23 protein-coding genes are annotated in these 23,207 nt (G+C 36.7%); 4 read left to right on the forward strand and 19 right to left on the reverse strand.

Features of this window, described 5'->3' with window-relative positions; all coding sequences use genetic code 11:
* Nucleotides 1-64 precede the first annotated feature (64 nt).
* On the reverse strand, nucleotides 65-1,360 hold the full coding sequence (locus tag MHI40_RS17125; protein WP_340763649.1) for an MFS transporter: 1,296 nt from the start codon (nucleotides 1,358-1,360) through the stop codon (nucleotides 65-67).
* Nucleotides 1,361-1,487: 127 nt separating this feature from the next.
* On the opposite strand from MHI40_RS17125, the gene MHI40_RS17130 reads away from it, so the two are divergent.
* Nucleotides 1,488-2,717 (forward strand): helix-turn-helix domain-containing protein, encoded by a 1,230-nt coding sequence (locus MHI40_RS17130; protein ID WP_340763650.1) that lies wholly within the window; start codon nucleotides 1,488-1,490, stop codon nucleotides 2,715-2,717.
* Between the two features lie 228 nt (nucleotides 2,718-2,945).
* On the opposite strand, the gene MHI40_RS17135 is transcribed toward MHI40_RS17130, so the two are convergent.
* The 5 genes from MHI40_RS17135 to MHI40_RS17155 all read right to left on the reverse strand — a co-directional run bounded on the left by MHI40_RS17135 (nucleotide 2,946) and on the right by MHI40_RS17155 (nucleotide 9,535).
* Entirely contained in the window at nucleotides 2,946-4,505 is a 1,560-nt protein-coding gene (locus tag MHI40_RS17135) for a GNAT family N-acetyltransferase (protein ID WP_340763651.1), read from the reverse strand.
* Between the two features lie 15 nt (nucleotides 4,506-4,520).
* Nucleotides 4,521-5,630 (reverse strand): ABC transporter permease, encoded by a 1,110-nt coding sequence (locus tag MHI40_RS17140; RefSeq protein WP_340763653.1) that lies wholly within the window; start codon nucleotides 5,628-5,630, stop codon nucleotides 4,521-4,523.
* On the reverse strand, nucleotides 5,627-6,901 hold the full coding sequence (locus MHI40_RS17145; RefSeq protein ID WP_340763655.1) for an ABC transporter permease: 1,275 nt from the start codon (nucleotides 6,899-6,901) through the stop codon (nucleotides 5,627-5,629). Before MHI40_RS17145 ends, MHI40_RS17140 begins: the two co-directional genes overlap by 4 nt.
* Nucleotides 6,902-6,917: 16 nt before the next feature.
* The gene (locus MHI40_RS17150; RefSeq protein WP_340763657.1) at nucleotides 6,918-7,847 is read right to left on the reverse strand and encodes an ABC transporter ATP-binding protein; all 930 of its coding nucleotides are present in this window, start codon (nucleotides 7,845-7,847) and stop codon (nucleotides 6,918-6,920) included.
* Nucleotides 7,848-8,140: 293 nt separating this feature from the next.
* Nucleotides 8,141-9,535, reverse strand: coding sequence for an L-cystine transporter (locus MHI40_RS17155; protein WP_093537554.1), 1,395 nt, complete (start codon nucleotides 9,533-9,535; stop codon nucleotides 8,141-8,143).
* 171 nt (nucleotides 9,536-9,706) lie between these two features.
* Here MHI40_RS17155 and cls point away from each other — a divergent pair, with 171 nt between their 5' ends.
* Nucleotides 9,707-11,161: a cardiolipin synthase gene (cls, locus tag MHI40_RS17160; RefSeq protein WP_093537553.1), complete on the forward strand. Its 1,455-nt coding sequence runs from the start codon at nucleotides 9,707-9,709 to the stop codon at nucleotides 11,159-11,161.
* 204 nt (nucleotides 11,162-11,365) lie between these two features.
* On the opposite strand, the gene MHI40_RS17165 is transcribed toward cls, so the two are convergent.
* The 5 genes from MHI40_RS17165 to MHI40_RS17185 all read right to left on the reverse strand — a co-directional run bounded on the left by MHI40_RS17165 (nucleotide 11,366) and on the right by MHI40_RS17185 (nucleotide 15,325).
* On the reverse strand, nucleotides 11,366-12,211 hold the full coding sequence (locus tag MHI40_RS17165) for a M15 family metallopeptidase (RefSeq protein WP_340763662.1): 846 nt from the start codon (nucleotides 12,209-12,211) through the stop codon (nucleotides 11,366-11,368).
* A 178-nt stretch (nucleotides 12,212-12,389) separates the two neighbouring features.
* Nucleotides 12,390-12,635: a hypothetical protein gene (locus tag MHI40_RS17170; protein ID WP_093537551.1), complete on the reverse strand. Its 246-nt coding sequence runs from the start codon at nucleotides 12,633-12,635 to the stop codon at nucleotides 12,390-12,392.
* Between the two features lie 53 nt (nucleotides 12,636-12,688).
* On the reverse strand, nucleotides 12,689-13,456 hold the full coding sequence (gene yidC, locus MHI40_RS17175; RefSeq protein WP_093537550.1) for a membrane protein insertase YidC: 768 nt from the start codon (nucleotides 13,454-13,456) through the stop codon (nucleotides 12,689-12,691).
* Between the two features lie 78 nt (nucleotides 13,457-13,534).
* A complete protein-coding gene (locus tag MHI40_RS17180) occupies nucleotides 13,535-14,326 on the reverse strand; it encodes an AraC family transcriptional regulator (protein WP_093537549.1) in 792 nt (263 codons plus the stop codon).
* Nucleotides 14,327-14,437: 111 nt separating this feature from the next.
* Complete coding sequence (locus tag MHI40_RS17185; protein ID WP_245762715.1) at nucleotides 14,438-15,325, reverse strand: diacylglycerol/lipid kinase family protein; 888 nt, start codon at nucleotides 15,323-15,325, stop codon at nucleotides 14,438-14,440.
* A gap of 104 nt (nucleotides 15,326-15,429) precedes the next feature.
* Between MHI40_RS17185 and MHI40_RS17190 the strand changes: the two genes are divergently transcribed.
* Nucleotides 15,430-16,554: an MFS transporter gene (locus tag MHI40_RS17190; RefSeq protein WP_340763667.1), complete on the forward strand. Its 1,125-nt coding sequence runs from the start codon at nucleotides 15,430-15,432 to the stop codon at nucleotides 16,552-16,554.
* A 45-nt stretch (nucleotides 16,555-16,599) separates the two neighbouring features.
* On the opposite strand, the gene MHI40_RS17195 is transcribed toward MHI40_RS17190, so the two are convergent.
* Nucleotides 16,600-16,938 carry a hypothetical protein gene (locus MHI40_RS17195; RefSeq protein WP_340763669.1) on the reverse strand — a complete coding sequence of 113 codons (339 nt, stop codon included), beginning with the start codon at nucleotides 16,936-16,938 and terminating at the stop codon, nucleotides 16,600-16,602.
* A 218-nt stretch (nucleotides 16,939-17,156) separates the two neighbouring features.
* Here MHI40_RS17195 and MHI40_RS17200 point away from each other — a divergent pair, with 218 nt between their 5' ends.
* Entirely contained in the window at nucleotides 17,157-17,648 is a 492-nt protein-coding gene (locus MHI40_RS17200; protein ID WP_093537545.1) for a GNAT family N-acetyltransferase, read from the forward strand.
* 17 nt (nucleotides 17,649-17,665) lie between these two features.
* On the opposite strand, the gene MHI40_RS17205 is transcribed toward MHI40_RS17200, so the two are convergent.
* From MHI40_RS17205 to MHI40_RS17235, 7 genes are all read right to left on the reverse strand, one after another.
* Entirely contained in the window at nucleotides 17,666-18,133 is a 468-nt protein-coding gene (locus MHI40_RS17205; protein ID WP_340763671.1) for a DUF4064 domain-containing protein, read from the reverse strand.
* A gap of 342 nt (nucleotides 18,134-18,475) precedes the next feature.
* Nucleotides 18,476-18,757 carry a GNAT family N-acetyltransferase gene (locus tag MHI40_RS17210; RefSeq protein ID WP_340763673.1) on the reverse strand — a complete coding sequence of 94 codons (282 nt, stop codon included), beginning with the start codon at nucleotides 18,755-18,757 and terminating at the stop codon, nucleotides 18,476-18,478.
* 33 nt (nucleotides 18,758-18,790) lie between these two features.
* Nucleotides 18,791-19,759 (reverse strand): ring-cleaving dioxygenase, encoded by a 969-nt coding sequence (locus tag MHI40_RS17215; protein WP_340763675.1) that lies wholly within the window; start codon nucleotides 19,757-19,759, stop codon nucleotides 18,791-18,793.
* 287 nt (nucleotides 19,760-20,046) lie between these two features.
* Entirely contained in the window at nucleotides 20,047-20,964 is a 918-nt protein-coding gene (locus MHI40_RS17220; RefSeq protein WP_093537541.1) for a DUF1002 domain-containing protein, read from the reverse strand.
* A 96-nt stretch (nucleotides 20,965-21,060) separates the two neighbouring features.
* A complete protein-coding gene (locus MHI40_RS17225) occupies nucleotides 21,061-21,921 on the reverse strand; it encodes a CvfB family protein (protein ID WP_093537540.1) in 861 nt (286 codons plus the stop codon).
* A gap of 242 nt (nucleotides 21,922-22,163) precedes the next feature.
* Nucleotides 22,164-22,592, reverse strand: coding sequence for a transcriptional regulator MntR (gene mntR, locus MHI40_RS17230; RefSeq protein WP_340763680.1), 429 nt, complete (start codon nucleotides 22,590-22,592; stop codon nucleotides 22,164-22,166).
* A 335-nt stretch (nucleotides 22,593-22,927) separates the two neighbouring features.
* The gene (locus MHI40_RS17235) at nucleotides 22,928-23,206 is read right to left on the reverse strand and encodes a late competence development ComFB family protein (RefSeq protein WP_322788088.1); all 279 of its coding nucleotides are present in this window, start codon (nucleotides 23,204-23,206) and stop codon (nucleotides 22,928-22,930) included.
* Nucleotide 23,207 lies beyond the last annotated feature (1 nt).

The following is a 23,207-nucleotide window of genomic DNA, read 5'->3' on the forward strand; positions in this document are numbered from 1 at the left end:
TTTCTCGTATAGGCTCTATTCTCTCTCGTATGGTATAATTTCGCTCTCGTATAACCAAACCAGACTAACTTTCCGTCTTTAAATACGCCACTTTTTTCTGCCCCAACTCCGGATGCGCAGCTCTAACTACAGAAGGTCTTGCCAAGAATAGAGTTACTAATATCAACAACATACTAGAGACAATTAAAATACCTTCTGCTGGGAATATATCGTATAAGAATCCGAACAATACCATTCCAAGTGGCATAAGTGCCATTGCGCAGGTTTCTATGATAGAAAATACACGCCCCTTATAATCATCCTCTATCATTTTCTGCATCATTACCTGTATCGGAGTGTTAGTTACCATCATTGTTGCTCCAAAGAAGAACATTAGTACAATATAAAATACTACTAACATTGTGGAGGACATAGTTATTAACATTGGCAAAGCCACGGTCCCCATAAGAACTCCTAATACAACGATTCCCCATTTAGATACGAGAAACGGAAATTTCAATTCTTTTCGTGTAGAGAAGTAAATAGACAATAGAAGCATTCCAATCGCAAATGCGCCCTCTGTAAAACCAAAATGTTGTGCATTAATCTTTAATTTTTCAATGAGGATAAATGAGTATCCTACCTGATAGGCACCAAACAAAAAGTTGATAAATAAAGAGATGACAACCATTGTTTTTAAAATAGGTTGCTTCATCAAGTAACGTAAACCAGCTTTCATACTTTCTAGCATTGGTTCCTTCGGTTCCCCTTCAACTACCTCTTTTCGCTTCGCAAACAATTTAAAGTCCATCGTAGATTCCAAAAGAACCGCAATAACGGAAGCAACCATATACATAATTAGGAATACCGGCATAGACACTGCTCCGTAAAGAAGTCCGCCTACAGCTGGGCTTCCAATGGCTGCAAAAGAAATGGACATTTGGTTGAGCGACATTGCTTTTTGAATTCGTCCCTCATCGACTAATCCTGTAATAGATGAACTAAAAGTAACTCCGGAGAATAAAGAAGTTAACGATAAGATCACGGTCGTACTATAAATCGCGAATAAAGATAATCCCATCGTCAAGCTCACAACGAGCAGCCCACCAATTGCGATTGTTGTTGCAATCTGTGCCACAATAACAATCATTTTACGAGAATATTTATCTGCAGCATATCCCGCAAAAGGTGCAACTATCGTTCTCGGTAAAATACTACAAATCAAATTTAGTGCAAAGCTGGATGCAGATCCTGTTAACTGTAAAATATAAAAACTAATTGCAAATGCATAGACCTGTGCTCCAAAAGTGGAAACTAATTTGCTTACTGTGAACGTCCACAAATGATATGTCGCCTTCTTAAGTTTTAGTGCTTCTTCCATTTCTCTAACCCCTTCGTTTTGTGAATTATCAAAAAGTTTAATATGATTAAACAAATAATATCATGAATATACTTTCATTTCAAGAAAAAGTTTAATATAATTAAACTATTGTAAAGAGGTGAAAAAGTTGTCCACATTAGGCGAACGCATTCGAACATTACGTAAACAACAGAAAATGACACTTGAAGCTTTAGCAGGTACAGAATTAACAAAAGGCATGCTCAGTTTAATAGAAAACAACAAAGCAAATCCTTCTATGGAAAGCTTGAATCACATCGCGTCACAGCTAGGTGTTGAAGTAAGTGAGTTACTGGAGGAAATAAGCGGACAAGAGGTACGAGAGGTATTAGATCAAGCAGAATTACTGCTCAACACAAAGGATTATGACTTTCTAAATGAACTTGAGCAGGTGAAAAATCTAATAGAACCGTATATACCAAGACTAACTCAAGGCTATGAGGCAACGCGGTTACTAGATATATACGGTCGATGCTTAGCTTACTCTGCTCCCGAAGAATCTGTCACGCTGCTGAAAAAGGTTGCAAAAATGTACGAAGACTTACACTTGATAACTAAAGCAGCTGACATAGGGAGAAATCTTGCGATCATTCCATTTATGAATCACCAGTATCAAATCGCACTAGATGTATTGTTAGAAGAACGAAAAAAACTGGAAGCAAACCCTCTATGGATTGATCCATTATCGCGGATGGATTTCGACTATTTGGAAGCTGTACTTTACTTTGCAGTAGGAAGAAATACAGATGCCATTCAAATGATGAACGAAGCTATTCAATATTCCAGTGAACATAAAATTTTTAAACAAATAGATAATTTATTTAGGCTAGCAGCAGTTCATGCGATGATGGAAGAAGACGCGGGGAAAATGGCGCATTATTTAAAAAAACTAGAAGCCTATAGTGAATTTGCTGATGATGAGGATTCCAAAGCTTTTATCCACTATGCTAATTTGCATTACTTAAATACCTATCAAAAGATGTATATGGAGGCGGATTCTCTATACCATAAATTCTCTCTTGATAAGATTAATACGAAATTATTTACCCCCTACTTCCAACTGGAAAGAGCTAAGACTTTATACGGATTAGGTAGAGTTTTTGAAGCATTGAAGATATTTGATGAGGTGAAAATCCCTGACATCGTTCACCATCCAATCGATCTATCTATTTTCTATGAAAAGGATGCATACATTGCATTATGCTATTTAGAACTTAACCAAGTTAAGAAGGCTGTTGATGCTGTAAATGTCGCAATAAACAACGTCGAAAAAATGCCCGACACGCCGTATAAAGTTTTTATCTACACTACGTATGAGCAAGTAATGATACGTTCTTAGGGGGAACCAATGTTTCTTCTTTTTTATCGAAATTTCATTTCTTGTTTACTTACGTAACTTACAAAAACGAAGGATTTTGGATAGACGTCCCATTTATAGTGATTACCAAGTGAGTAAAATTTCAGGGATGCTAGTTGGTTGTGATATCCGTCACAACTTAACCAGCATCCCATTTTTCAATAATCTTATAATATTAGTCGGAACCTAGAGAAAAGCAGTATGCGTTTATTAGTCATGATACCTCCGATAGTTCCCTAACCAATTCATAAACTTCACCCATGCGTCTTCAAAATCTGGCTGAATACAAGATACTTGCAGCAAGTTTTTTACGATTAAATAATCACTTTTATAGTGAAGGTCAAAACCAGACATTCTTGCATCTTCTGCTAAGTAAGGAAACTTAACCTCTTTCCATGTGAAAATCATTGGATAGTGATTATCTGAGAGCAATTCGATCCCATGCTTGGACACATCGTCTTCGATAAATCGCATGCGACGATGTAACAGATTGTACCTCTCTCCATTTTCATAGGCTTTTAAAGCTACCTCTAGGCTATGTACAAACTGAGAAGGAATCGTAAAAGGTATTGCATTATTCACGCTCAATCCCAGATCTAAATATGAAGGGATATTATTACTCGATGTTACTTCTGTGTTAGCGAATACAAAAGCTAATCCACTCATAGTCCCGATAGCTTTACCACTTACACCAGTTGCAAGATATACTCCTTCTAAGCTAAATGGAAGTGCTCCAAATGAACTCACACAATCCATACAAAGCAGCACACTATAACGGTTACATAATAACTTTATTTCTTCCAGGTTATTTAACATTCCAGTGGACGTTTCACCGTGGACCATTAAGAGCCAACTATAAGCTCCGGTGGCAAGTTTTTCTTCGATTAGCGATAGATTATAAGGGCTTCCCCATTCAAAAGATGCAACATCAAAAGATAACTGCCAACGTTCCGCTTGTTTTTCCAAGCGGTCTCCAAAGGCTCCATTTTTAACGATTAAGCCTTTCTCTCCTAATACGTGTAACTGCGCTATCATCGCTTCATTTGCAAGCGTCCCACTCCCTAAAAGCAAGTGGGCATATGCTGCACCACTCATCGATAATAGATTGTTCTTCACTCGCTCTAGCATGACCTCGAACTCATGCGTTCGATGAGACAATGGACTGGCAGAAAACGCTCGTTGTATGGCGTCCGATTGTTGTACAGGCCCTGGATAAAATGAATATCTTTTTTGTTTAAACCGAGAGGCCACTGACTGGTCAAAACGATCCCTAGTTAGTACCATCGGGATAAATTTAGCTTCTTCTGTACCCACTGGATCAGCAAAAGGTTCAAAACCAAGCTGATTATACAACTTTTGTTCCCGTACCGTTCCCGATATTAGCGCTGCTCCATATCCATTTTCATACGCGTAATCGGAAAGAGCACGTGCTAAGTAATAAAACACTCGTCCATTCCGGTGAGCCTTATCTACAGCCATTAATCGAACCTCACATAACAGTCCACCTAATGCATCCTTCGGCAGATACTCCTCCACTTGCCCAAGCTTTAAATCTAGAGAAAAAGGACGGGCAGCTCGAAATGCTACCATTCCTGCTAACTCCTGATCCTTTAAAACAATGACATACACATTCTCATGGTGAAACGCATCGACCCGCATCCCACTAGGATCCGGCTCGTGCTGTGGAATCTCCTCCACAAATGTTTCATAATTTAATCGCGCTATCGCTTCAAACTCTTTTTCTGTTCGTGCAATTTTACACCAATACATCCCTATCTCCCCTATCTATTCACTGGAATGATAGCGTTCCGTTCTTTTTTCCAATAAACTAATCCCTACTATCAATAGAACTATTGCAATAACCACCATCATACTTACATACGTCCAAATACTACCAAAAGTTCCCTCATATACCGTCACTTGTTTCATAGACTCCATTGCATAATATATTGGAGAAATCCATTTCATCGTCAGTAATGCTTGCGACTGAACTATTTCTAATGGCCAGTAAGCCCCGCCAATCATTGCAAATGCTACCGCTACAAGAGAAATGATAATACTGCTTTGACTTACTGTTTTTACTAATGAAATAACAAAAACAGAAAATGCCATTACAAGCAAAACATAGATAGCAGCAATAATCCCTACTTTCCAAAATCCACCGTACATATTAGTACCTAACACATACCTGAAGACAAATAAAACAAGCATCACTTGGAGAAGCCCGATAATGTAACTAAAAGATAGATGCCCGACATAAAGTTGAAATTTACTTACTGATGCTAACTTTAATCGATTCCATACTCCCGTGCGCTTGTCTTCTAATATAAATTGAACATTAATTGAGACCGTATAAAAAACAAAGAATAGCGTAAATCCAAACAAACTTTGAAGTGCATTATCGTAACGAAATACCTCTGACTCATCCATTGCTTCTGTTTGAATATGGAATGCTTGGTCTTCTTGCAAACTTATTTCAATGTCTTTCCAAGCTTCCACGCCACCTACCTGTATAACTTGCTTTTTAAAACTAATATCACTATAAGCCGATTCAATTCTCAAAGATAGGTTTCTCACACTATCAGAATCTGAGGCAGAATAAATAGTATAGGAATTTTCCTTCAACCCAATACCGACCATTCGAATATCTTTTTTCGCTTTTTGCTGCAACTCTTCGGCTGTAATTTCTATAAGGGAATATCCGCCCTCTTCCTTCAACTTCTCTAGTACTGCTTGAGTCGTTTCAGTACCGTCGACAGCCACCGACACACTCATCTTTCCATTACTAGAGCTGCCTACTACGTATGCCATTACTAAGGTCATTACTGTCATCATGATTAAAACGACAGGCTTTCGTTTTAAATTTAAAAATCTAGCAATCCATATCCCCTTCATCCTGCTACACCTCTTCTCGGAAAGAAAACAATGGCAAATAGCACGCACACAACTACTAGAACATATATAGCCAACATAAAAGGCCAAATAACTGATAAATCCTGCCCTTTTTGTATAGAGAGTATGGCAGACATTGTTGCACCATTGGGAGTAAAGTCACCAATCTTTCCGAGTGTTTCCGAAATATCACGAATATTAAAGAAGGATCCACCTAAGAAAGAAAATACCGTTATAAACAATCCATTAAACACATTCGCAATACCTTCTGTTTTTGTTCGAAATTGGAGAGTAGTTATCAAAGCAGACAATGCACCAACAAATACACTATAACTAATAATTATAAGGCCCATTCCCTCTAGAGTGATCCATTCTATACCTAATACAAGCATTCCAAATGAAAGCATAATGGCTTGCTGGATAAAGGCTACAAATGTTCCTGTAAAGAAAATAGAAAGTGTATATAAAACAGGAGACACCCCTGCAAGTAATATCCGGTCATATACTTTCCATTGTACTTCTTGCAGTGCAAAGCCTGCTAGGAAAGCAGGGATATATAATGCGAACATCACCATCATTCCAACTGTGTAGTAAATAGTGGCAGGTATTTTCCGCTCACTTGCCTCTAAAACCTGTTCTGCCTTCTCTACACTACTGACGTTACTCATAATTTCCTGAGGTGATAAGTTTGCCGCTAAAAGTGCCGCGGATTGGGAATAGCCACTTTGCCAGTCTGTTAGAACAGCATCAATTATGGATGCACGAATTTCATTATCTTGATTTAGATATAAGGATACACTATGAAAATCGGGATTATTAAAATAGGCAGATTTTATATAATTCAATCGGAAGTTAGAAGGGATAGTTAGGATGCCATCTATATTTTCATCCTGTCGAGCGGTCTTTAAATCTACTTCCTTTTTATATTCCACAGCAATATACTTCTTCATTTCGTCAGCAGCTAGAACGGTGCTGTTTAGTAATTCTACTGGATCACCACTTTTAAACTGAGTGAGCAAAGCATCCAAGGCTACGCCTGTTACCCCTTCTCCTTCTAAAAATAGCTTAATTTCTTTTTCCTCTTGAACCCATGATGAATTATCTAGGATGAGCAAATTTGCTTGAATCGCCGCTTCTTCTCCACCGTCCATTATGCTTCCTAACGCATTTGAAAGTATGGTTATTAAAACGAGTGGCATGACCAATAAAATAATTAACGGTTGCTTATTTCGAATCAGCATTTTCATTTGCTTCGCAATTAAACTAAACAGCATCACTTCATCTCCCCTCTTAATCCCTTAGTGCTTTTCCAGTCAAATGCAAGAACACATCTTCTAGGGATGGCACTTTGACAATCGCAGAGGTAATCACTACATTACTTGCCGCAGCAATCGCAAAAATATTAGCTAGTGGCTCTTCACTTTTGGACATTGAAATCGTTAGTATCTCTTCATCTATACGAAAAGTTGCTTGTGGGAACTGCTCTTTCAAGTGCTTTTCAAAGTTCTCCGTAAGTAAATTAGTTTTCAATTCAATTGTTTGGTTGTCGGAGACCAGTTCTTTAAGCTCTTCTTTTGTACCGTGTGCAATTATTTTTCCTTGATCCATAATATATATTTTGTCACACAGCATTTCTACTTCTTCCATATAGTGACTCGTATATAAAAGAGTCATTCCATCTGCCACAAACTGCTTAACAGTTTCTAAAATATACGCTCTCGATTGTGGATCAATTCCGACGGTCGGCTCATCCATTATTAAAATCGAAGGTTTATGTAAAAGTGCAGCACCAATATTCAGACGTCGTTTCATCCCACCTGAAAATGTTTTAACTATATCCTTTTGTCTATCCAACAGCCCAATCTTTGTTAAGACTTCTGTGATCCTCGTTGCCAAAAGTTCCCCTTTTAATCCATTAACTCTACCGAAAAAAGCGAGATTTTCTCTAGCAGAAAGCTCTGGATATAAGGCAATTTCTTGTGGAACTACTCCTAATGCTTTACGCAATGGGTCTGGATTTTTTGCAATGGATTTTTCATTCCATAAGACGTCTCCGCTTGACGGTTGGACTAAGGAAGATAACATAGAAATAGTCGTTGATTTGCCCGCCCCATTGGGACCTAGTAATCCGACAGACTCTCCCGCGAACAGTTCCACATTGACTTCTTTTACAACTACTTTGGTTTTAAATTTCTTAGAAAGATTTATGGCTTGAAGCATTTCTCCATCTCCTTACAACCTAGTTATTTCGATTATAGCAAACTACTAGATTAGTTTATGTATAAATTTTTTTAATATTTAGTATTTAGATAAGTTATCTGAAAGTATATTTCTAAACATGAGAAAAACCGAGCAAAAAATGCCCGGTCCCTTAAAAATAAAATGTGCATATGCCGTTGATATCCGCTCCGAGCCACATAACAGAAAGCAGTAGTATTATTCATTCTTTAAATTTCTGTAGAACCATAAAAAAACTGCCCTTTGATGAAAGGACAGTTTTTTTGCGAGCCATATTAAACTTCGTCTGTTGCAATTTGGTTTAATGGTGTGTTGTATAAATCTTTATCTAATTCACCTGTTAGTTTCGCAGTAGCAACACCAGCGGTCATTGAACCACTTACGTTTACTGCTGTACGTCCCATATCGATTAACGGTTCAACCGATACTAGGAGACCCGCTAAAGCAACTGGTAAATTTAATGCAGATAGAACTAGAATTGCAGCAAATGTTGCACCGCCACCAACTCCTGCTACACCAAACGAACTAATTGCTACTACTCCGACAACAGTTAAGATGAACATCGGGTCTAATGGATTGATGCCTGCTGATGGAGCAATCATGAACGCTAGCATCGCTGGGTAAATACCTGCACAACCATTTTGACCAATAGATAGTCCGAACGATCCAGAGAAGTTAGCAACTCCTTCTGATACACCCATTTTAGTTGTTTGTGCATTAATGTTAATAGGTAGAGTTCCTGCACTTGAACGTGAAGTGAACGCAAAGATTAATGGTTCTGCTGCCTTTTTAACATAAGTTATTGGATTTAATCCAGATAGAGTAATGATTAATAAATGTATCGCAAATACTACTGCCAATGCTACATAAGAAGCGAGAACAAACTTACCTAAATTGTATATGGCACTAAAATCTGATGTTGCAACGGTTCTTGCAATAATTGCTAAAATTCCGTATGGAGTTAAACGAAGTACTAGCTTAACTACTCGCATGATTAATGCGTAAATCGCATCAATGCCTGTTTTAATGGTTGCTGCAGTTTCTTTCTCTTTACGTGCTATTCCTAAATAAGCGAATCCTAAAAACGCTGCGAAGATAACTACCCCAATAGTAGAGGTTGGTCTAGCTCCTGTAAAATCTAAAAATGGATTTGCAGGTAATAATTCTAGTATTTGATCTGGAAGTGCTTTGTCTGCAACTTCTGCAGAGCGACCTTCATAGTATTCTGCACGTTCAGTTTCAGCATCTCCTTGAATGATTTGTTCTGCATTCAAATCGAATATTGCCGCAGAGCCAATACCAATAACAGCAGCAATGGCAGTAGTTCCGATTAAGAAACTCAAAATAATTGCTGCCATTTTACCAAAGTTTTTACCGATTGTAATTTTTGTAAACGCCCCTAATATTGAGATGAATACTAATGGCATTACAATCATTTGTAGTAATTTTACATAACCAGTACCGATAAGGTTATACCAAGGTACAGTTTCTGCCAATACTTCCGAATCTACCCCATAGGCTAAATTCAATACTAAACCTAGTAAAATACCTAGTCCTAGAGCCGTGAATACACGCTTCGAGAATGAAACATGTTTCTTTTGCATTATGATTAGTACTCCAACTAAAAGGAGTAAGGCAACTATGTTTAGAATAATAAATAATAAATTCATATAAAAACCTCCATTTTTTGTGCTCATCATATATTAATACTTTTATCCCTATTGGTCAAGTAGGAATTACTTTCTATTTAATATATGTCTTCCCTACTTTCTTTGAGACAAATCAGCTATACTAGAATTTAATAGCAAATGATTATATAGACATGCACCGGGGGTGAAAATTTGATAGCAAGCTTTTATGGTATTATTGTTTCTGGCATCCTCATTTTAAATATTTCTTTGGCAATAGCCCTAATATTTTTAGAACGTCGAGATGCTTCCGCTACTTGGGCGTGGATTCTAGTCCTATTCTTTATACCTATTTTAGGATTTGGTATTTATTTATTGTTTGGACGAAAGCTACGTAAAAAAACGTTATTCCGTTGGGAAGGAAAAAACAAGATAGGTATCGATAATCTCATTGAATTTCAAATGGAAGCTATCGAAGATGACTCATTTGATTTTCGTTTAGATGATGCAATGCATTATAAAGAGTTAATCGTTATGCACTTACATAATAACCAAGCAGTCTTAACTCAAGACAATAAAGTCGAAATTTTCACTGATGGACGAGAAAAGTTTGATGCTCTCCTTCACGATATCGGAAATGCAAAGGATCACATCCATATTCAATACTATATATTCCGATTAGATTCCTTAGGGCAGGAGATTTACCAGGCAGTGTTAGCCAAAGCAAAACAAGGGGTTAAAGTAAGGGTTTTATACGATGATACTGGATCACGTTCCTTAAGAAAAAGACATTTTAACGAACTGATTGAGTTAGGTGGTCGTGTAGAGGCATTTTTCCCTTCTATCTTTCCACTTATCAATCCCCGGATGAATTACCGGAACCACAGAAAAATCGTTGTAATAGACGGACGAATCGGTTATATCGGAGGATTTAATGTTGGAGATGAATATCTTGGACTAAAAAAGAAATTTGGATACTGGCGCGACACGCATTTACGTATCGAAGGTAGTTCTGTTCATCCTCTTCAAACCCGATTCATTCTCGATTGGAACCAAGCCTCCGCAGAGCATGATATCGAGTATTCTGATAGATTTTTCCCAGCCATTCCGATGAAAGGTTCTGTTGGCTTGCAAATTGTTTCTAGTGGACCCGATTCCGAATGGGAGCAAATAAAAAATGGCTACCTTAAGTTAATTATGATGGCTAAAAAGTATATTTATATTCAATCTCCATACTTCATCCCAGATGCTAGTTTCATGGATACGTTACGTATTGCATGCCTTTCAGGTATTGATGTACGAATTATGATTCCAAATAAACCCGATCATATTTTTGTCTACTGGGCGACTTACTCCTATGTTGGCGAGTTAATAAGAGCTGGAGCTAAAGTATATATTTACCAAAATGGATTCTTGCATACAAAAATGATTGTAATTGATGACGAAGCTTCTACAGTGGGAACGGCAAATATTGATGTGCGTAGTTTTAAATTGAATTTTGAAGTAAATGCCTTTATATATGATCGCGAAACTTCTCATCAGTTAGCAGAGTTATTTGAAGAGGATATGAAGTTATCTACCGAGATGACGGCAGAAATATATGAAGAAAGATCAACCATGATTAAATTTAAAGAGTCATTAGCTCGTCTAATTTCACCGATACTTTAATAATGTTTTCGAAGGGCTTTGGATAGATTTATCGCTATAAGATTACCGTTTGATTTTTTAAGAGGCTAGTCGTGACTGACGTCACAACTAGCCTCTTTTTTCTCGGTATTCTTATGGCTTTTTACTGTCCGTAGCGCTCTGACAACTTTTAGAAATTGGTTAGTTCATTTTTGGAAACCTCTTTTTGTATTCTAATCCTGTCTACTAAAGATTTAGGAATTCTTCTAAAGTCACGTTTGCTTCGTATACTTGAGGCGCAAGTTCTTTTCCGATGTACCTAAAATGCCACGGCTCATACATATAACCTGTAATTTTTTCTGAGCCATTCGGATAACGCATAATAAATCCATACTTATGGGCATTGGCTGCAACCCATTTGCCTGCTTCTGTTTCTCCGAAGCTTTCTCTAGCGAAATGTTGTTCAAAATGCTGCTCTCCGATGTCAAAAGCTAGCCCTGTTTGATGTTCGGAATAGCCCGGGCGTGCACTATAACGATCCGCAGCCTCTTGACCGTCATTTGTTACATAACGTTCATATAACTGAGTTTGATAGTCAAAAGATCGATACGTACTGAAAGCTACAAGGTCATACCCAGATAAAATTGCCTCAGCAGCCATTTCTTGAAATGCTGTTCTAGCCTCTTTGCTTTCACCAGGTGCATAAGTAGATGGCAGGGGATACTTTTTACTAGCAATTAATACACCTTTTACTATTGTAGGCTCCTGGGGTAAAACTTCGTTACCAATATAGCCTTTTGCGCCAGACATATCTACCTCTTCCACTACCGGCTCCTCCACAATAGGAATTTCCTGTTTTGGTTCTTCTATAACTGGTTTATCCACATTAGCTTCTTCTGTTTTATCAACATCGACTATTTGCTTAACACCTGTCAAATCACGGAGTTCCTCTATACTTTTATCTATATTCCATTCATTCATTCCTACCCACACTACCGCTGTGGCTACAAGTATTCCTACAATGATTCCAGAAATAATATATGGCCATTTTTTCTTCTTTTTTTCTTGTAAAAAGCTATATCTTGACTGCATATCTTCGGACTTCCTTCTTTCTTATTACGTTATTTCTAGTTTACCATTTTTCTAATAACTATTCTCTTATTGAAATTCAACTTCGCCAAAATAATTATAACCATCCTGAACGATAAATGAATCCTCCTAAATAAGTAAAAGCGTATCTACCCATGATAGGTAAATACGCTCTCTCTTATTAAAAAATTAGCAAAAATAACACGACAAAAAATAATACTGCAAACAAAATGGACATACCTTTCATCCACTTCGCCTCTTTGACGAATCCTTTTTCTTTAAAACTTATTGCTCGGAAACCATTACTTAGAGCAAAGATTGCTGTCATAAACAAAACAGCCATATTAATATTTCCTTTAATGATAAATACCAACGCAGAAATACTAACTGCTGCAATCAGTAGTCCAAATATCCAATTTCTATTCATAAACACCTTACCTCTCAAGAAAAAAACGAAGCAACAATCGCTTCGTTTTTGTGTTATACAGATTCCTCTGCTTTTTCTGGATGATTCGAGTAAAATTTACGCCCCAAATATGTTTGGAATATTAGCAATAGTCCACCGACAGCCCAATAAACTGGAAGTGCCGCCATAGAACTGAAGGAAATAAACATAATCATAATTGGCGAAATATAAATCATCATTTTCATTTGTTTCTGTTGTTGCTCAGGTACTGTCCATAATGAAACTTTTGCTTGAATGAAATAAACCGCTCCAGCAATAAGTGTCATTGCAATATCAGGAGATCCTAAGTTAAACCATAAAAATGGATGCGCTTTAATATCCGCAGAATAGAGAATCGCAAAATACAATCCCATTACAATAGGCATCTGAATAATCATCGGTAGACAACCCATGTTCAGCGGATTTACTCCATGCTTACGGTATAATCCCATCATTTCTTGTTGTAGAGCCATTTGCTGTTCTTTATCTTTTGTTTCCTTTAATCTCTTTTGGATATCGTCCATTTCTGGTTTCAATTTATCCATTTTCTGTTTCATGCCTTGTTGATTTTTATAATTTTTAAGCATCAAAGGCATCAGAATAAGACGGATAAGTACGGTAATAGCGATAATCGCCAGTCCATAACTACCATTGAACATTTCTCCAAAGAAATGTATAAGAAATTCAAAAGGTCGAACAAAAATATTATAAAAAGTACCTTCTTTGTTTTCTACTCCAGAACATCCACTAAGCACTAGGGCTGCAAATACAAGAATAGAAAATAAACTAATCTTCTTTTTCACTCTATTCACCTTCACTCATCAAACTATAAAGAAGTATACCTTACTATGAAGCTATTTATCAAATTTAATCCAAAATATTTAAACTGATTGTTGTTCATTAGGAAAATTATATTTAAAACTAGGATATTCCTGGTTATCGCGGTATTGCTTCGGTGTTATTCCGGTATACTTTTTGAATATGCGAGTGAAATAGCTTTGATTGCAAAAGTGAAAACTACTAGAAATATCGGAAATAGCTTTATTTGTTGTTCTTAAAAAGTATTGGCATTCCTCTACTTTTCGAACATTTAAGTATTCTACAAGCGTCACTCCTGTATGCTCTCTAAAAATACGAGAAAGATGACTTGTACTTATAGCAAATCTTTTAGCAATATCCTCTACCGTTAAATTTGTCTCTATTTCATCATTAATATAGAGGATTACTTTGTTAACCGTTTGATGGCCAAATGACGGCTTTTTCCTTTCGGTTATGACCATCACAAAAAACTCAACCAACTCATCTGCACATAATAAAAATTGTGCATCACTCATCTTCGTCTCAATAGTTTCTACACATGCAATGTTAAACGCGCTAACTTTATCAGTAGGAACTTGACTCTCATTTAGTTTTCTTCCCATAATAGCCGCTAGCTGAATGTAGTAATACTTTACATTTTGGATCATATTCTTACGTGTTCTAGCAATTATTAAATCTATCATGCTTCTTAGAATTTCTTTTGCTTCCGTTACTTCAAAAGAAAACATTTTTTGAAATAGCTGTTCTTCTAATTCTAGGAAAGAATCTAAACCTTCTACTCTTGTTGTTGTACCTATTTCTCTAGTGTATATTTTAGAGAAATTATCTAAAAATTGCTTCTCGACAGTCTTCATATTTCCCTCTTTTTCCCTAAGTAGGTCTTAATGTTTATATAACCTTTTGGGTATGTTGTATTAGTCTATATCATTATCCTGGAAATTATATATTTTTTCAACCTTTTAGACTCAGTTTTTTTGAGGGACTAGCATTTTTAAATGTTTAGGTAATATTTGAATGTTCAGTGGTGTGCAATCTCCTTCATCCCCGTCTACATTACAATATAGAGGATTTCCAGATTCGATTAATACATTACTAGATTCGATTACTTCCACTCCAGTATCTTCCTCTAGTGTACCCAACAGGACTTTTGCTCCCATTCTTGCTATAGAAGCCAATCCTGCTTGTTTTATAATATAAATATGTAACTTTCCATCATTTACTTCCGCTGCATTTACCAATTTTTCAAATCCACCTACAGAATTCGTTAAAGCCACAAGTATAAGCATAGGTGTCCCTTTCCAAATTCCTTGATCATGCGTTATTGTCATTTCTATTTCTTCGTTCGAAATAACGGCTTTTGCTCCTTCTAGCAAATAAGCAAGTGAACCCATTTTTGTTTTTTGTTCAACAGTAGTATCCGCAACACGACTAGCTATCTCACCAACAGCTACTATATTCATAAAATATTTATCCCCAATTTGCCCAATATCCACTAATCGTGTGTTCGTCATTTTTAAAGCTTCAATAGCAAGCTCAGGCTCCAATGGAATGCCAAGTGCACGAGCAAAATCGTTCACAGTACCGAGTGGAATAAATGAAAATAGAGGCCGGTTAGGTTGTTCAGCGAGACCATTGACAACCTCATTTATCGTCCCATCTCCACCCATTGCTAACAAAAAGTCTACTTTCTCAGCACACGCCTGTGTGGCAAATATGGTGGCATCATTTTGTTTACTCGTTTCCTTAATAATCACTTCATACCCCAAGCCTTCTAACACATTAACTGTTGTTTCTTTATATTGCTCGGCATCCGCTTTTCCTGAAGATGGGTTATAGATGAACATTGCTTTCATAAGACTTCCCCCTTGCATGATTTGTTTTGTTCCAAATTCCCTTTATCGATACATTTAAAACCTTTATACTAGAATAAAAGCTACTATAGAAAAGAGGAGCAGTATTGCACTTTTTTATATATATTATTATCTTTATCTCATTCTTTGACTTATTTTCTCAACTACCAATTATGAGCCCCTTTGCAGAATCTCTTGGTGCCACTCCTTTTATAACTGGTTTAGTTGTAGGGATGTATTCTCTTTCGAATACATTTGGTAATATTATTTCTGGATTTCTAACTGATCGAAAAGGACCCTATTACATACTCATCACTGGTTTATTTGCAACGAGTTTCTCCTTATTCCTTTACCAATTTGCTAGCGAGCCGTTTGGATTATTACTAATACGTTTTATACATGGTTTAGTAGCTGGACTAATTGTACCTGCAGCTTTTACCTACTCAGCTAATAGGACTTCGCATGAAAAACGAGGTAAAGGAGTTGCACTATCAGGTGCATTTGTTGGACTTGCTGCAATTGTTGGTCCCGCTACAAGTGGTATTCTCGCAAGCAAAAAAAATGAGGTATTTGTGTTAGGAATGACAGGTTCTATTATGCTTGCTTTAAGTATACTGTCTTTAGTTTTGTTAAGAAAAGTAGCTATCGAAAGAAAAGAGCAGGATGTCTCTCACCATTCCGTTCACTCTATTTTCCAAAGAAGTGGAGTGATTAAGTCATTTGCAGGTGCTTTTTTCTTAATGTTCTCGCAAGGGGTATTAGCGTATATGCTCCCTTTAAAAGTAGTGCATTTAGGATTTGACACTAAAACAAGCGGATTTCTTCTAAGTACTTTCGGCTTTGTCGCAATTTTAGTGTTTATCCTTCCGATAAATCGAATATTTGACCGAGTAAAACCCATCTATACACTTACTTTTGGTATGAGCATCATGGGAGTAAGTATGCTATTGCTCGGCCATACAGATTCCCTGAACTTACTATATATTTGGATGGGGTTATATGGAATAGGATTTGCATTTCTTTTCCCATCTATTAACACATTATTAATAGATTCAACAGAGCAATCCTATAGAGGAAAAGCATATGGCTATTTCTATGCTTTCTTTTCTATAGGAGTAGTTGTGGGATCGAGTATCACTGGCTTCCTAGAATTGGATGCTACGAGCGGGTTTACTATGACAGGTATCATATTGTTAATAGTGTCTATCTTGGCCATTACGTGGAGAAAATAAATAGGACAGGAATGTGGTTTTTGACACATTCCTGTCCTATTAAGATTATAAAGTTATTTGGTCATTAGGATTAGACTTCTTTTCTCCGTCTTGCTTATTTGTATCGTCTTTCTTTTGGTTGTCCTGAACTTCATCATTATAGTACTGGACGCTTGTAAGAGCTCCTTCATCGACCATATTATTATCTGGTGTATCGTAAGGATCTGGATGTCCTGCTGCGGTTAAATCGGATCTTTGATGTTTTTGTGAGTCTATGTAAGCATTCACTTTAGATTTTGTATTATTAAAAGCCACTACTGCTTTCTCACGATTTTCTTTCTTACTGAAATATGCATACGCTCCTGCCGCTAATCCTGCCAATAATAGTGATTTGTTTTTTGCCATCCTAATTACCTCCAAGGTTTTCTATATATAATGTACATACCCACTATTAAATAAGTTAACACCTTAACAAACTAATTCTTTAGAGGTATATGATTTTTATGCTTGATTACCCATCTTATATTACAGTTTGATATCTAAATGATTTTAATTGTATATATATGTAGAAGATTATAGTTATTTTTGTTATGATTACAAAAAGAATCTAGAGGTGATTTCAAATGATTAGAGCGACTACGTTAGATGACATTCAAGTAATTCAACAGATCGCAAAGGTCAGTTGGAACGATACATACAAGAATATTATACCTGATGACATACAAACTCTTTTTCTAGAAAAGGCTTATTCCCCTATGATGATTGTGAAGAGAATAGAGAAAACTATCTTCTTAATCGCTGAATATGAAGGCAATCCCATCGGTTTCGCTAACTTTACTTATACGGACGAAGATGGAGATGCAGAACTAACTGCTATTTATGTGTTACCTGAATATAAACAAAGTGGATATGGAAAAAAACTATTATTAGCTGGGCTAAACCAAATGCCAGCTGGACGACAATTATTTGTTTACGTGGAAAGCTTAAATGATAATGCCCGTCAATTCTATGAAAACTTCGGCTTCGAATGTTTAGAAGAATTCGATGAATATTTTGAGGGTCACCCTTTATCTACTGCTAAATACGTATATCTATTGAAAACACCGGCCTTATAGGTCGGTGTTTTTGTTTGTTAAAGTGACTTTTCAGTTGTATAGTATTCCTCTTGTATTTGAACTGGTGGTTTGCGAACGAAACACATGATAGCCGCAATATACAATAGAATTGATGTTAGCGATATTACACCAGCAAAAAGACCTGCAAGGATGAACATAATTCCTGCTAACTTCGGGTTTTTATTTTTGGAAATAGACATGATTCCGATAATATTTAGGATTAGACTAATGACAAGAATAATTATAAATACCCAACCAAATATGCTAAATGCATCGATTGCTAAACTCATATTATCATTTATCAATTGTTGGTCAGTTTCCGTAAATGTAGGCTCATTCGAAATCGTATTCTCAAATTCTTTTTTAAAATCTTCATCTTTCAATATGCTGCTTCCACTTACCACTAAAACTGTTACTAAAATAATACTAAGTAATGTCATAATTGCACTAATAACACTTAATACCATTTCTCCTGTACGTGACATAGAATTCAGTCCCTTCATTTTTACACTTCTTATCATTCTACGATTAATAGTTGAAAAGGTTTCGTATAATTTTAAAATCCCCTTCATAAAATAATTTAAACCTGTTTAAACATTTATAAACCAGGGTAATATTTAACTATCAACATAAAAAGAGAGGGTGGAATTTATGGAAAAAGAGATAATTTTTAACCAAGCAGATTTCCTTTATACGTTAGCAGGTGCATCGGTATTAACAGGAATTTTAGTGTTTTTCACACAAATTTAATAATGCTATTATAAAAAGGCAATCCTTTTCTAAATAGAAGCGGATTGCCTTTTTGTTATGAAGTATACAAATTTCTTTTATGCTTTTACATCATCATATTCGTTAGACTTTGAGAAGGCTGCCACTACGTATGAGCAAACCGGCTCCATCTTTAGCTCCTGCTCTCTTGCATAAGAAGCAGCGCTATCTAATAACTTTTTGGCAACCCCTTGTCCTCTCAGCTTATCCGATACATATGTGTGATCCATCACCATGACATCTCCAAGTAACGTCCAAGTAATTTCGCCTAATCTTTCCCCGCCTTGTATATATTGAAACGCATATACATCGTTTCCTAATTCTTTAAATTCAAATTCCATCAGTAACCACTCCTTTTCTGAATTTTAGCACATTTATTTATTGATTGACAACGGACGCAACTTCGCTTCAATTTCCACTCTTCTCATTTCTAGAAAAGGTGGTAGTGCTAATCGTTCTCCCAAGCTATCCATTTGTTCATCTGTATCGAATCCTGGCTCATCGGTAGATAATTCAAATAGAATGCCATTTGGTTCTCTGAAATAGATTGCCTTGAAATAGTATCGGTCTACTAAACCAGAAGTGGTAAAGCCATTTTCACGTAAGCGCTCCTCCCATTTTGGGTAATCTTCCATTGAAGGAATTCGGAATGCTACATGATGTACACTACCCCTTCCAGGTCGCTCCATTGGTAAATCTGTGCGTGTCTCGATATGAACTTCTCCACCTGGACCACCTTTTCCCGTCGTATAAACTTGAATATCTGGCATGTCCAGTACCTCCGATGGGTAGGAACCAGCTAACTCAAATCCAAGTATTTCTGTTAAGACCTTTTCAGTCGGTGCTAATTTTCGAACTGTAAGCTTTACGGGACCTAAACCAACAATTGCATTGTCCGCTGAAATCTCCTCTCTAACCCATGCTTCGCCATAAGGTATTCCAGCCCCGTTGTCGACCACTAACATAAGTCTTGCCCCTTCAAAATCTTCAAAGTAAAGTGTTTTACGACCAAACCTTTCTATAATAGAATCATGTGGTACATTAAATTTTTCAAATCTACTTTTCCAAAAATATAGAGCTTGCTCATTTTTGACCCGGAAACTTGTATTGCTAATACTAGATACACCAGGATATGTTCTTCCTGCATTGGGTATGTCAAAGTAAGTCATGTCTGTTCCTGGCGTACCTACAGCATCTGCATAAAACAAATGATAAGAAGAAGGATTATCCTGATTTACACTTTTCTTCACTAATCGCATTCCTAATATTCTTGTATAAAAGTCATGATTTTTATCAGCGTCTCCAGTAATTGCTGAGACATGGTGGATACCTGCTAATTTCATTTCTTTACCTCCTCATTATTTTATCTTGAAGTCGAGATATATTAATTCCATGATAACAAATCCTTGTATTTTGTGCAAATAAAGAGAACAAGGCTTTAAGAAACTCCTTCCAGGGTCTTCAGCTCGCGCTGTTCCCACTGCAGTCACCGCTCTTCGCTCCAATCAACTAGATCCACTTTATATAATCGGTAATTGTATAAAACCACATAAGTATAGGTGCATTTTCTTAAAATAAATTTTGAACAAAACAACGCCCTCCTATCTATTTAAGAAGGAGGGCTCATACATTAGTTAAAAATAGAACGAATCGAGTCTATTAGATTCGTAAAGAAGTTTTTGACACCTTCCCAAAATCCTTCATTATCGACTATTTTTCCAATCTTGTCTTCAATTGTTTTACTTAAATCATTCAGTTGATCTGACCATTGACTGAAATCGATATCTAATTGACGAATACGGTCCATTAAATCGATCAACAGCTGACGATCCTTTTCCGAAAGCTCAATTTTTAGATTAGCTAATTGCTCCGAAACAATTTTTTCCACCTCTTCACGAGAAACTGGATTTTGTTCTGCAATTTGCTTTTTAATCTCTGTTAGTAACTCACTCACTTTTGCCTCATCAATACCTGCATCTTTTGCTAGATTAGTAGCAATAGATAGTTCGTCATTGGCCACATCTGTACGTTCGGGATCAAGTTCTTCCCCCGAAACCTCATAGGCTTTATATATCCCTACTAGTGCTGAATGACCCGTTACAGGCTTAGGTGCAGCAATTTCTACTACTGCGTCCTTAATGCCCGCAGTTAGCATTGCATTTGCATACATCTCGGATGTTACTTCTGTAATATTATCCGGTGTAACTATGCTTATCACTAGACCTTTACCAGCGTCTTTTCGAGTGATCTTAGCAGAAGAGAACATTCTTGCAGATGCATCTCCGTCTTGTAAATATGTTGCTAAATCTTTGCCAGTTACCTCTATTTCTTGAACATCTGATTTATCCGTTATTTTTAAACTCTTTTTTACACTGTCTTTTTGCTCAGCAGTTAAATTTCCACCATATACGATGATAGGTGCACCAAATTTTTCATTTACAACTTCTTCTTCAGTGGAGCCATCTGAGTCTGCTAATGAATAAGTAGGCGCAATAACCATACCTATTAATAACATTGCTGTAATGAATGGCAATAATAATTTCTTCATACTATTTAACCCCTTTCCTTTCTCTTCCATTCCCTCAATAATACGAAAATAGGAGTAAAAAGTTCCGACTAATCGATTCTTTTTACTCCGTATGAACTACATCTTCAATTGTGTCCAACCATCTTCTTGAACAATTTTTTTATCTTTCATAAGTTTACCTAGGGCGCGTTTGAAAGCAGCTTTACTCATACTGAACATTTCTTGAATTTCATCTGGTGAAGACTTATCTGTGAATGGCATTTTACCACCAACATCGTTCAGGTAACGGAATATAGATTCTGCATCGTCTCCTAGACGTTCATGTCTACGTGGCAAAAGGGAACCATTCAAAGATCCATCCTCTTTCACGTCAATAACGCGTACTGTTAAATCTTCACCTAACCGCGGTTCATTAAAGCGTTCTGACTCATGTACAAAAATTCGGTAGTTTTCAGGAAAACTTAACAAAAACGTACCTACAGGAAGCAAGCGGTATGCACGTGCTTGTAGATTTTGATTGAATAATGTCGTTGGTGCATCTATATATAGCTCTTCTACTCGGTCCTCAGTTGCTAATCGACCGAATAACTCACCATCTTTATCGGTACGGAGTGTCATATATAAATGATCTCCAACAGCAGGCCATAATTCTTTTATTTTTGGAAGATCATCTTCTTTAACCTGAACTTCCTTAGAAGTACCGATATCAACAAAAACGCCATCTCTATCGACTACTTTAATGACACGAGCCCATCCGTATGTGCCTTTTTGAATAGATGGAAGCTGTGTTGTGGCAGATAGATTTCCACGTCTGTCCACAAATAAGAATGCTTCTATTGTGCCACCTACCTCTACACCCTCTGGTGCTTCAGATGCATTTAACGGAATATCCATTCCATCATATGTTAAAATCCATTTTGATCCGTCCTGTTCTTTCACTTGTAACTTTACTATTTCTCCTGATGCTGTTCCTATCAAAATTACCGCTCTCCTTCTCACCAAATATGGTATCGATCTTTCCTTGCTTCTTCTGAATTATATATAAAGTGATTAGACTGCAAAAAAGGTTATGCTACTTCCCTATAGCCGATTCATATAAATCATAAACTCTATTGTAAACTCACACACACAAAAGATTATATTCTACTTTTTGTGTTAAAACTCAACCTCTATCATTCCCAGAGATTGTATGTATCATGTGGTATTCCTTTAAACAACATTTACAAGGTTTGCTCACTTTCTGGTTCTTGTAATTCCATTAACTTGGATTGTAATGCTGGATTTTCCTCTAAAAATAATACCAAATCTGCAATACGGTCGATGGAGTTCCAACTTAAATGGTGTTCAATTCCCTCTACGTCATTGTAAATATTCTCTTCCTTTACGCCAATAATTCTCAAGAAATCTTCTAAAAGTTCATGTCTTTTTACTAATTTTTTTCCGAGCTTCATTCCTTTTGCCGTAAGAGTTAACCCTCGATACTTTTCATATATTAAGAAGCCATCTTTATCAAGTTTTTGAACCATTTTGGTTACGGAAGATGGTAATACAGACAATGCTTCTGCAATATCAGACACACGAGCATATCCTTTTTGCTCTATCAACAAATAAATTTGTTCAATATGGTCTTCCATGCTTGGTGTTGGCATATTTATCTTCCTCTCATCTTTGCTCTATATATTTTACTACAATAAAGACCCTATCACAATTCTAGATATTTATTCCTATATCTTGAAAGGTGCAAGCGCCTATGTTAGCCCCGAAATGCGTTGGAAGAATCGGAATAAGGCGCTCATTGCTCAGTCGAAGTCAGTCTAAGTTCGCGACATCGTGTCGCAACGACTGACTGACCCGCATCCTGCGGCCCCGCAAGTCTGAAACGACTCGAGGGGCTAGGCGCTGGAACTAGAAAGAGTCTGAGCAAAAAGCATTTATCTATTAATATTTAAACAGAGGAAAAACCTTATCGAAAAAAGACAAGGTTTTAGTGACGATGCGGGTACTTACCCACAACATAGATGGAGTGGATAATTCTTTTGTTGATCCATTCTAAATTTTCTGCTGTATTTAAGCGCTCAAAAACGGCTATTCTTCCTTTTTCTGTTGTAACGTAATGAGCAGGTAATGTATTTAAACTCAAGGCAATAATATCACGTTCGCATTGTTCGCATTTGCAAAAGGTTTGATACTCGGACCCTCTCATCATCACTCTGACAAGGCTATGAACTATTTCTTGCATCACATTAGTAAGCAATGATAACACT

Source organism: Psychrobacillus sp. FSL H8-0510 (genome assembly GCF_038008345.1).
Taxonomy (GTDB): Bacteria; Bacillota; Bacilli; order Bacillales_A; family Planococcaceae; genus Psychrobacillus; species Psychrobacillus psychrotolerans.

Coding starts and splice junctions, on each gene's coding strand:
- MHI40_RS17125 (WP_340763649.1), bottom strand. CDS start 1,360: ATGGAAGAAGCACTAAAACTTAAGAAGGCGACATATCATTTGTGGACG.
- MHI40_RS17135 (WP_340763651.1), bottom strand. CDS start 4,505: ATGTATTGGTGTAAAATTGCACGAACAGAAAAAGAGTTTGAAGCGATA.
- MHI40_RS17140 (WP_340763653.1), bottom strand. CDS start 5,630: ATGAAGGGGATATGGATTGCTAGATTTTTAAATTTAAAACGAAAGCCT.
- MHI40_RS17145 (WP_340763655.1), bottom strand. CDS start 6,901: ATGCTGTTTAGTTTAATTGCGAAGCAAATGAAAATGCTGATTCGAAAT.
- MHI40_RS17150 (WP_340763657.1), bottom strand. CDS start 7,847: ATGCTTCAAGCCATAAATCTTTCTAAGAAATTTAAAACCAAAGTAGTT.
- MHI40_RS17155 (WP_093537554.1), bottom strand. CDS start 9,535: ATGAATTTATTATTTATTATTCTAAACATAGTTGCCTTACTCCTTTTA.
- MHI40_RS17165 (WP_340763662.1), bottom strand. CDS start 12,211: ATGCAGTCAAGATATAGCTTTTTACAAGAAAAAAAGAAGAAAAAATGG.
- MHI40_RS17170 (WP_093537551.1), bottom strand. CDS start 12,635: ATGAATAGAAATTGGATATTTGGACTACTGATTGCAGCAGTTAGTATT.
- MHI40_RS17180 (WP_093537549.1), bottom strand. CDS start 14,326: ATGAAGACTGTCGAGAAGCAATTTTTAGATAATTTCTCTAAAATATAC.
- MHI40_RS17185 (WP_245762715.1), bottom strand. CDS start 15,325: ATGAAAGCAATGTTCATCTATAACCCATCTTCAGGAAAAGCGGATGCC.
- MHI40_RS17195 (WP_340763669.1), bottom strand. CDS start 16,938: ATGGCAAAAAACAAATCACTATTATTGGCAGGATTAGCGGCAGGAGCG.
- MHI40_RS17200 (WP_093537545.1), top strand. CDS start 17,157: ATGATTAGAGCGACTACGTTAGATGACATTCAAGTAATTCAACAGATC.
- MHI40_RS17205 (WP_340763671.1), bottom strand. CDS start 18,133: ATGTCACGTACAGGAGAAATGGTATTAAGTGTTATTAGTGCAATTATG.
- MHI40_RS17210 (WP_340763673.1), bottom strand. CDS start 18,757: ATGGAATTTGAATTTAAAGAATTAGGAAACGATGTATATGCGTTTCAA.
- MHI40_RS17215 (WP_340763675.1), bottom strand. CDS start 19,759: ATGAAATTAGCAGGTATCCACCATGTCTCAGCAATTACTGGAGACGCT.
- MHI40_RS17220 (WP_093537541.1), bottom strand. CDS start 20,964: ATGAAGAAATTATTATTGCCATTCATTACAGCAATGTTATTAATAGGT.
- mntR (WP_340763680.1), bottom strand. CDS start 22,592: ATGCCAACACCAAGCATGGAAGACCATATTGAACAAATTTATTTGTTG.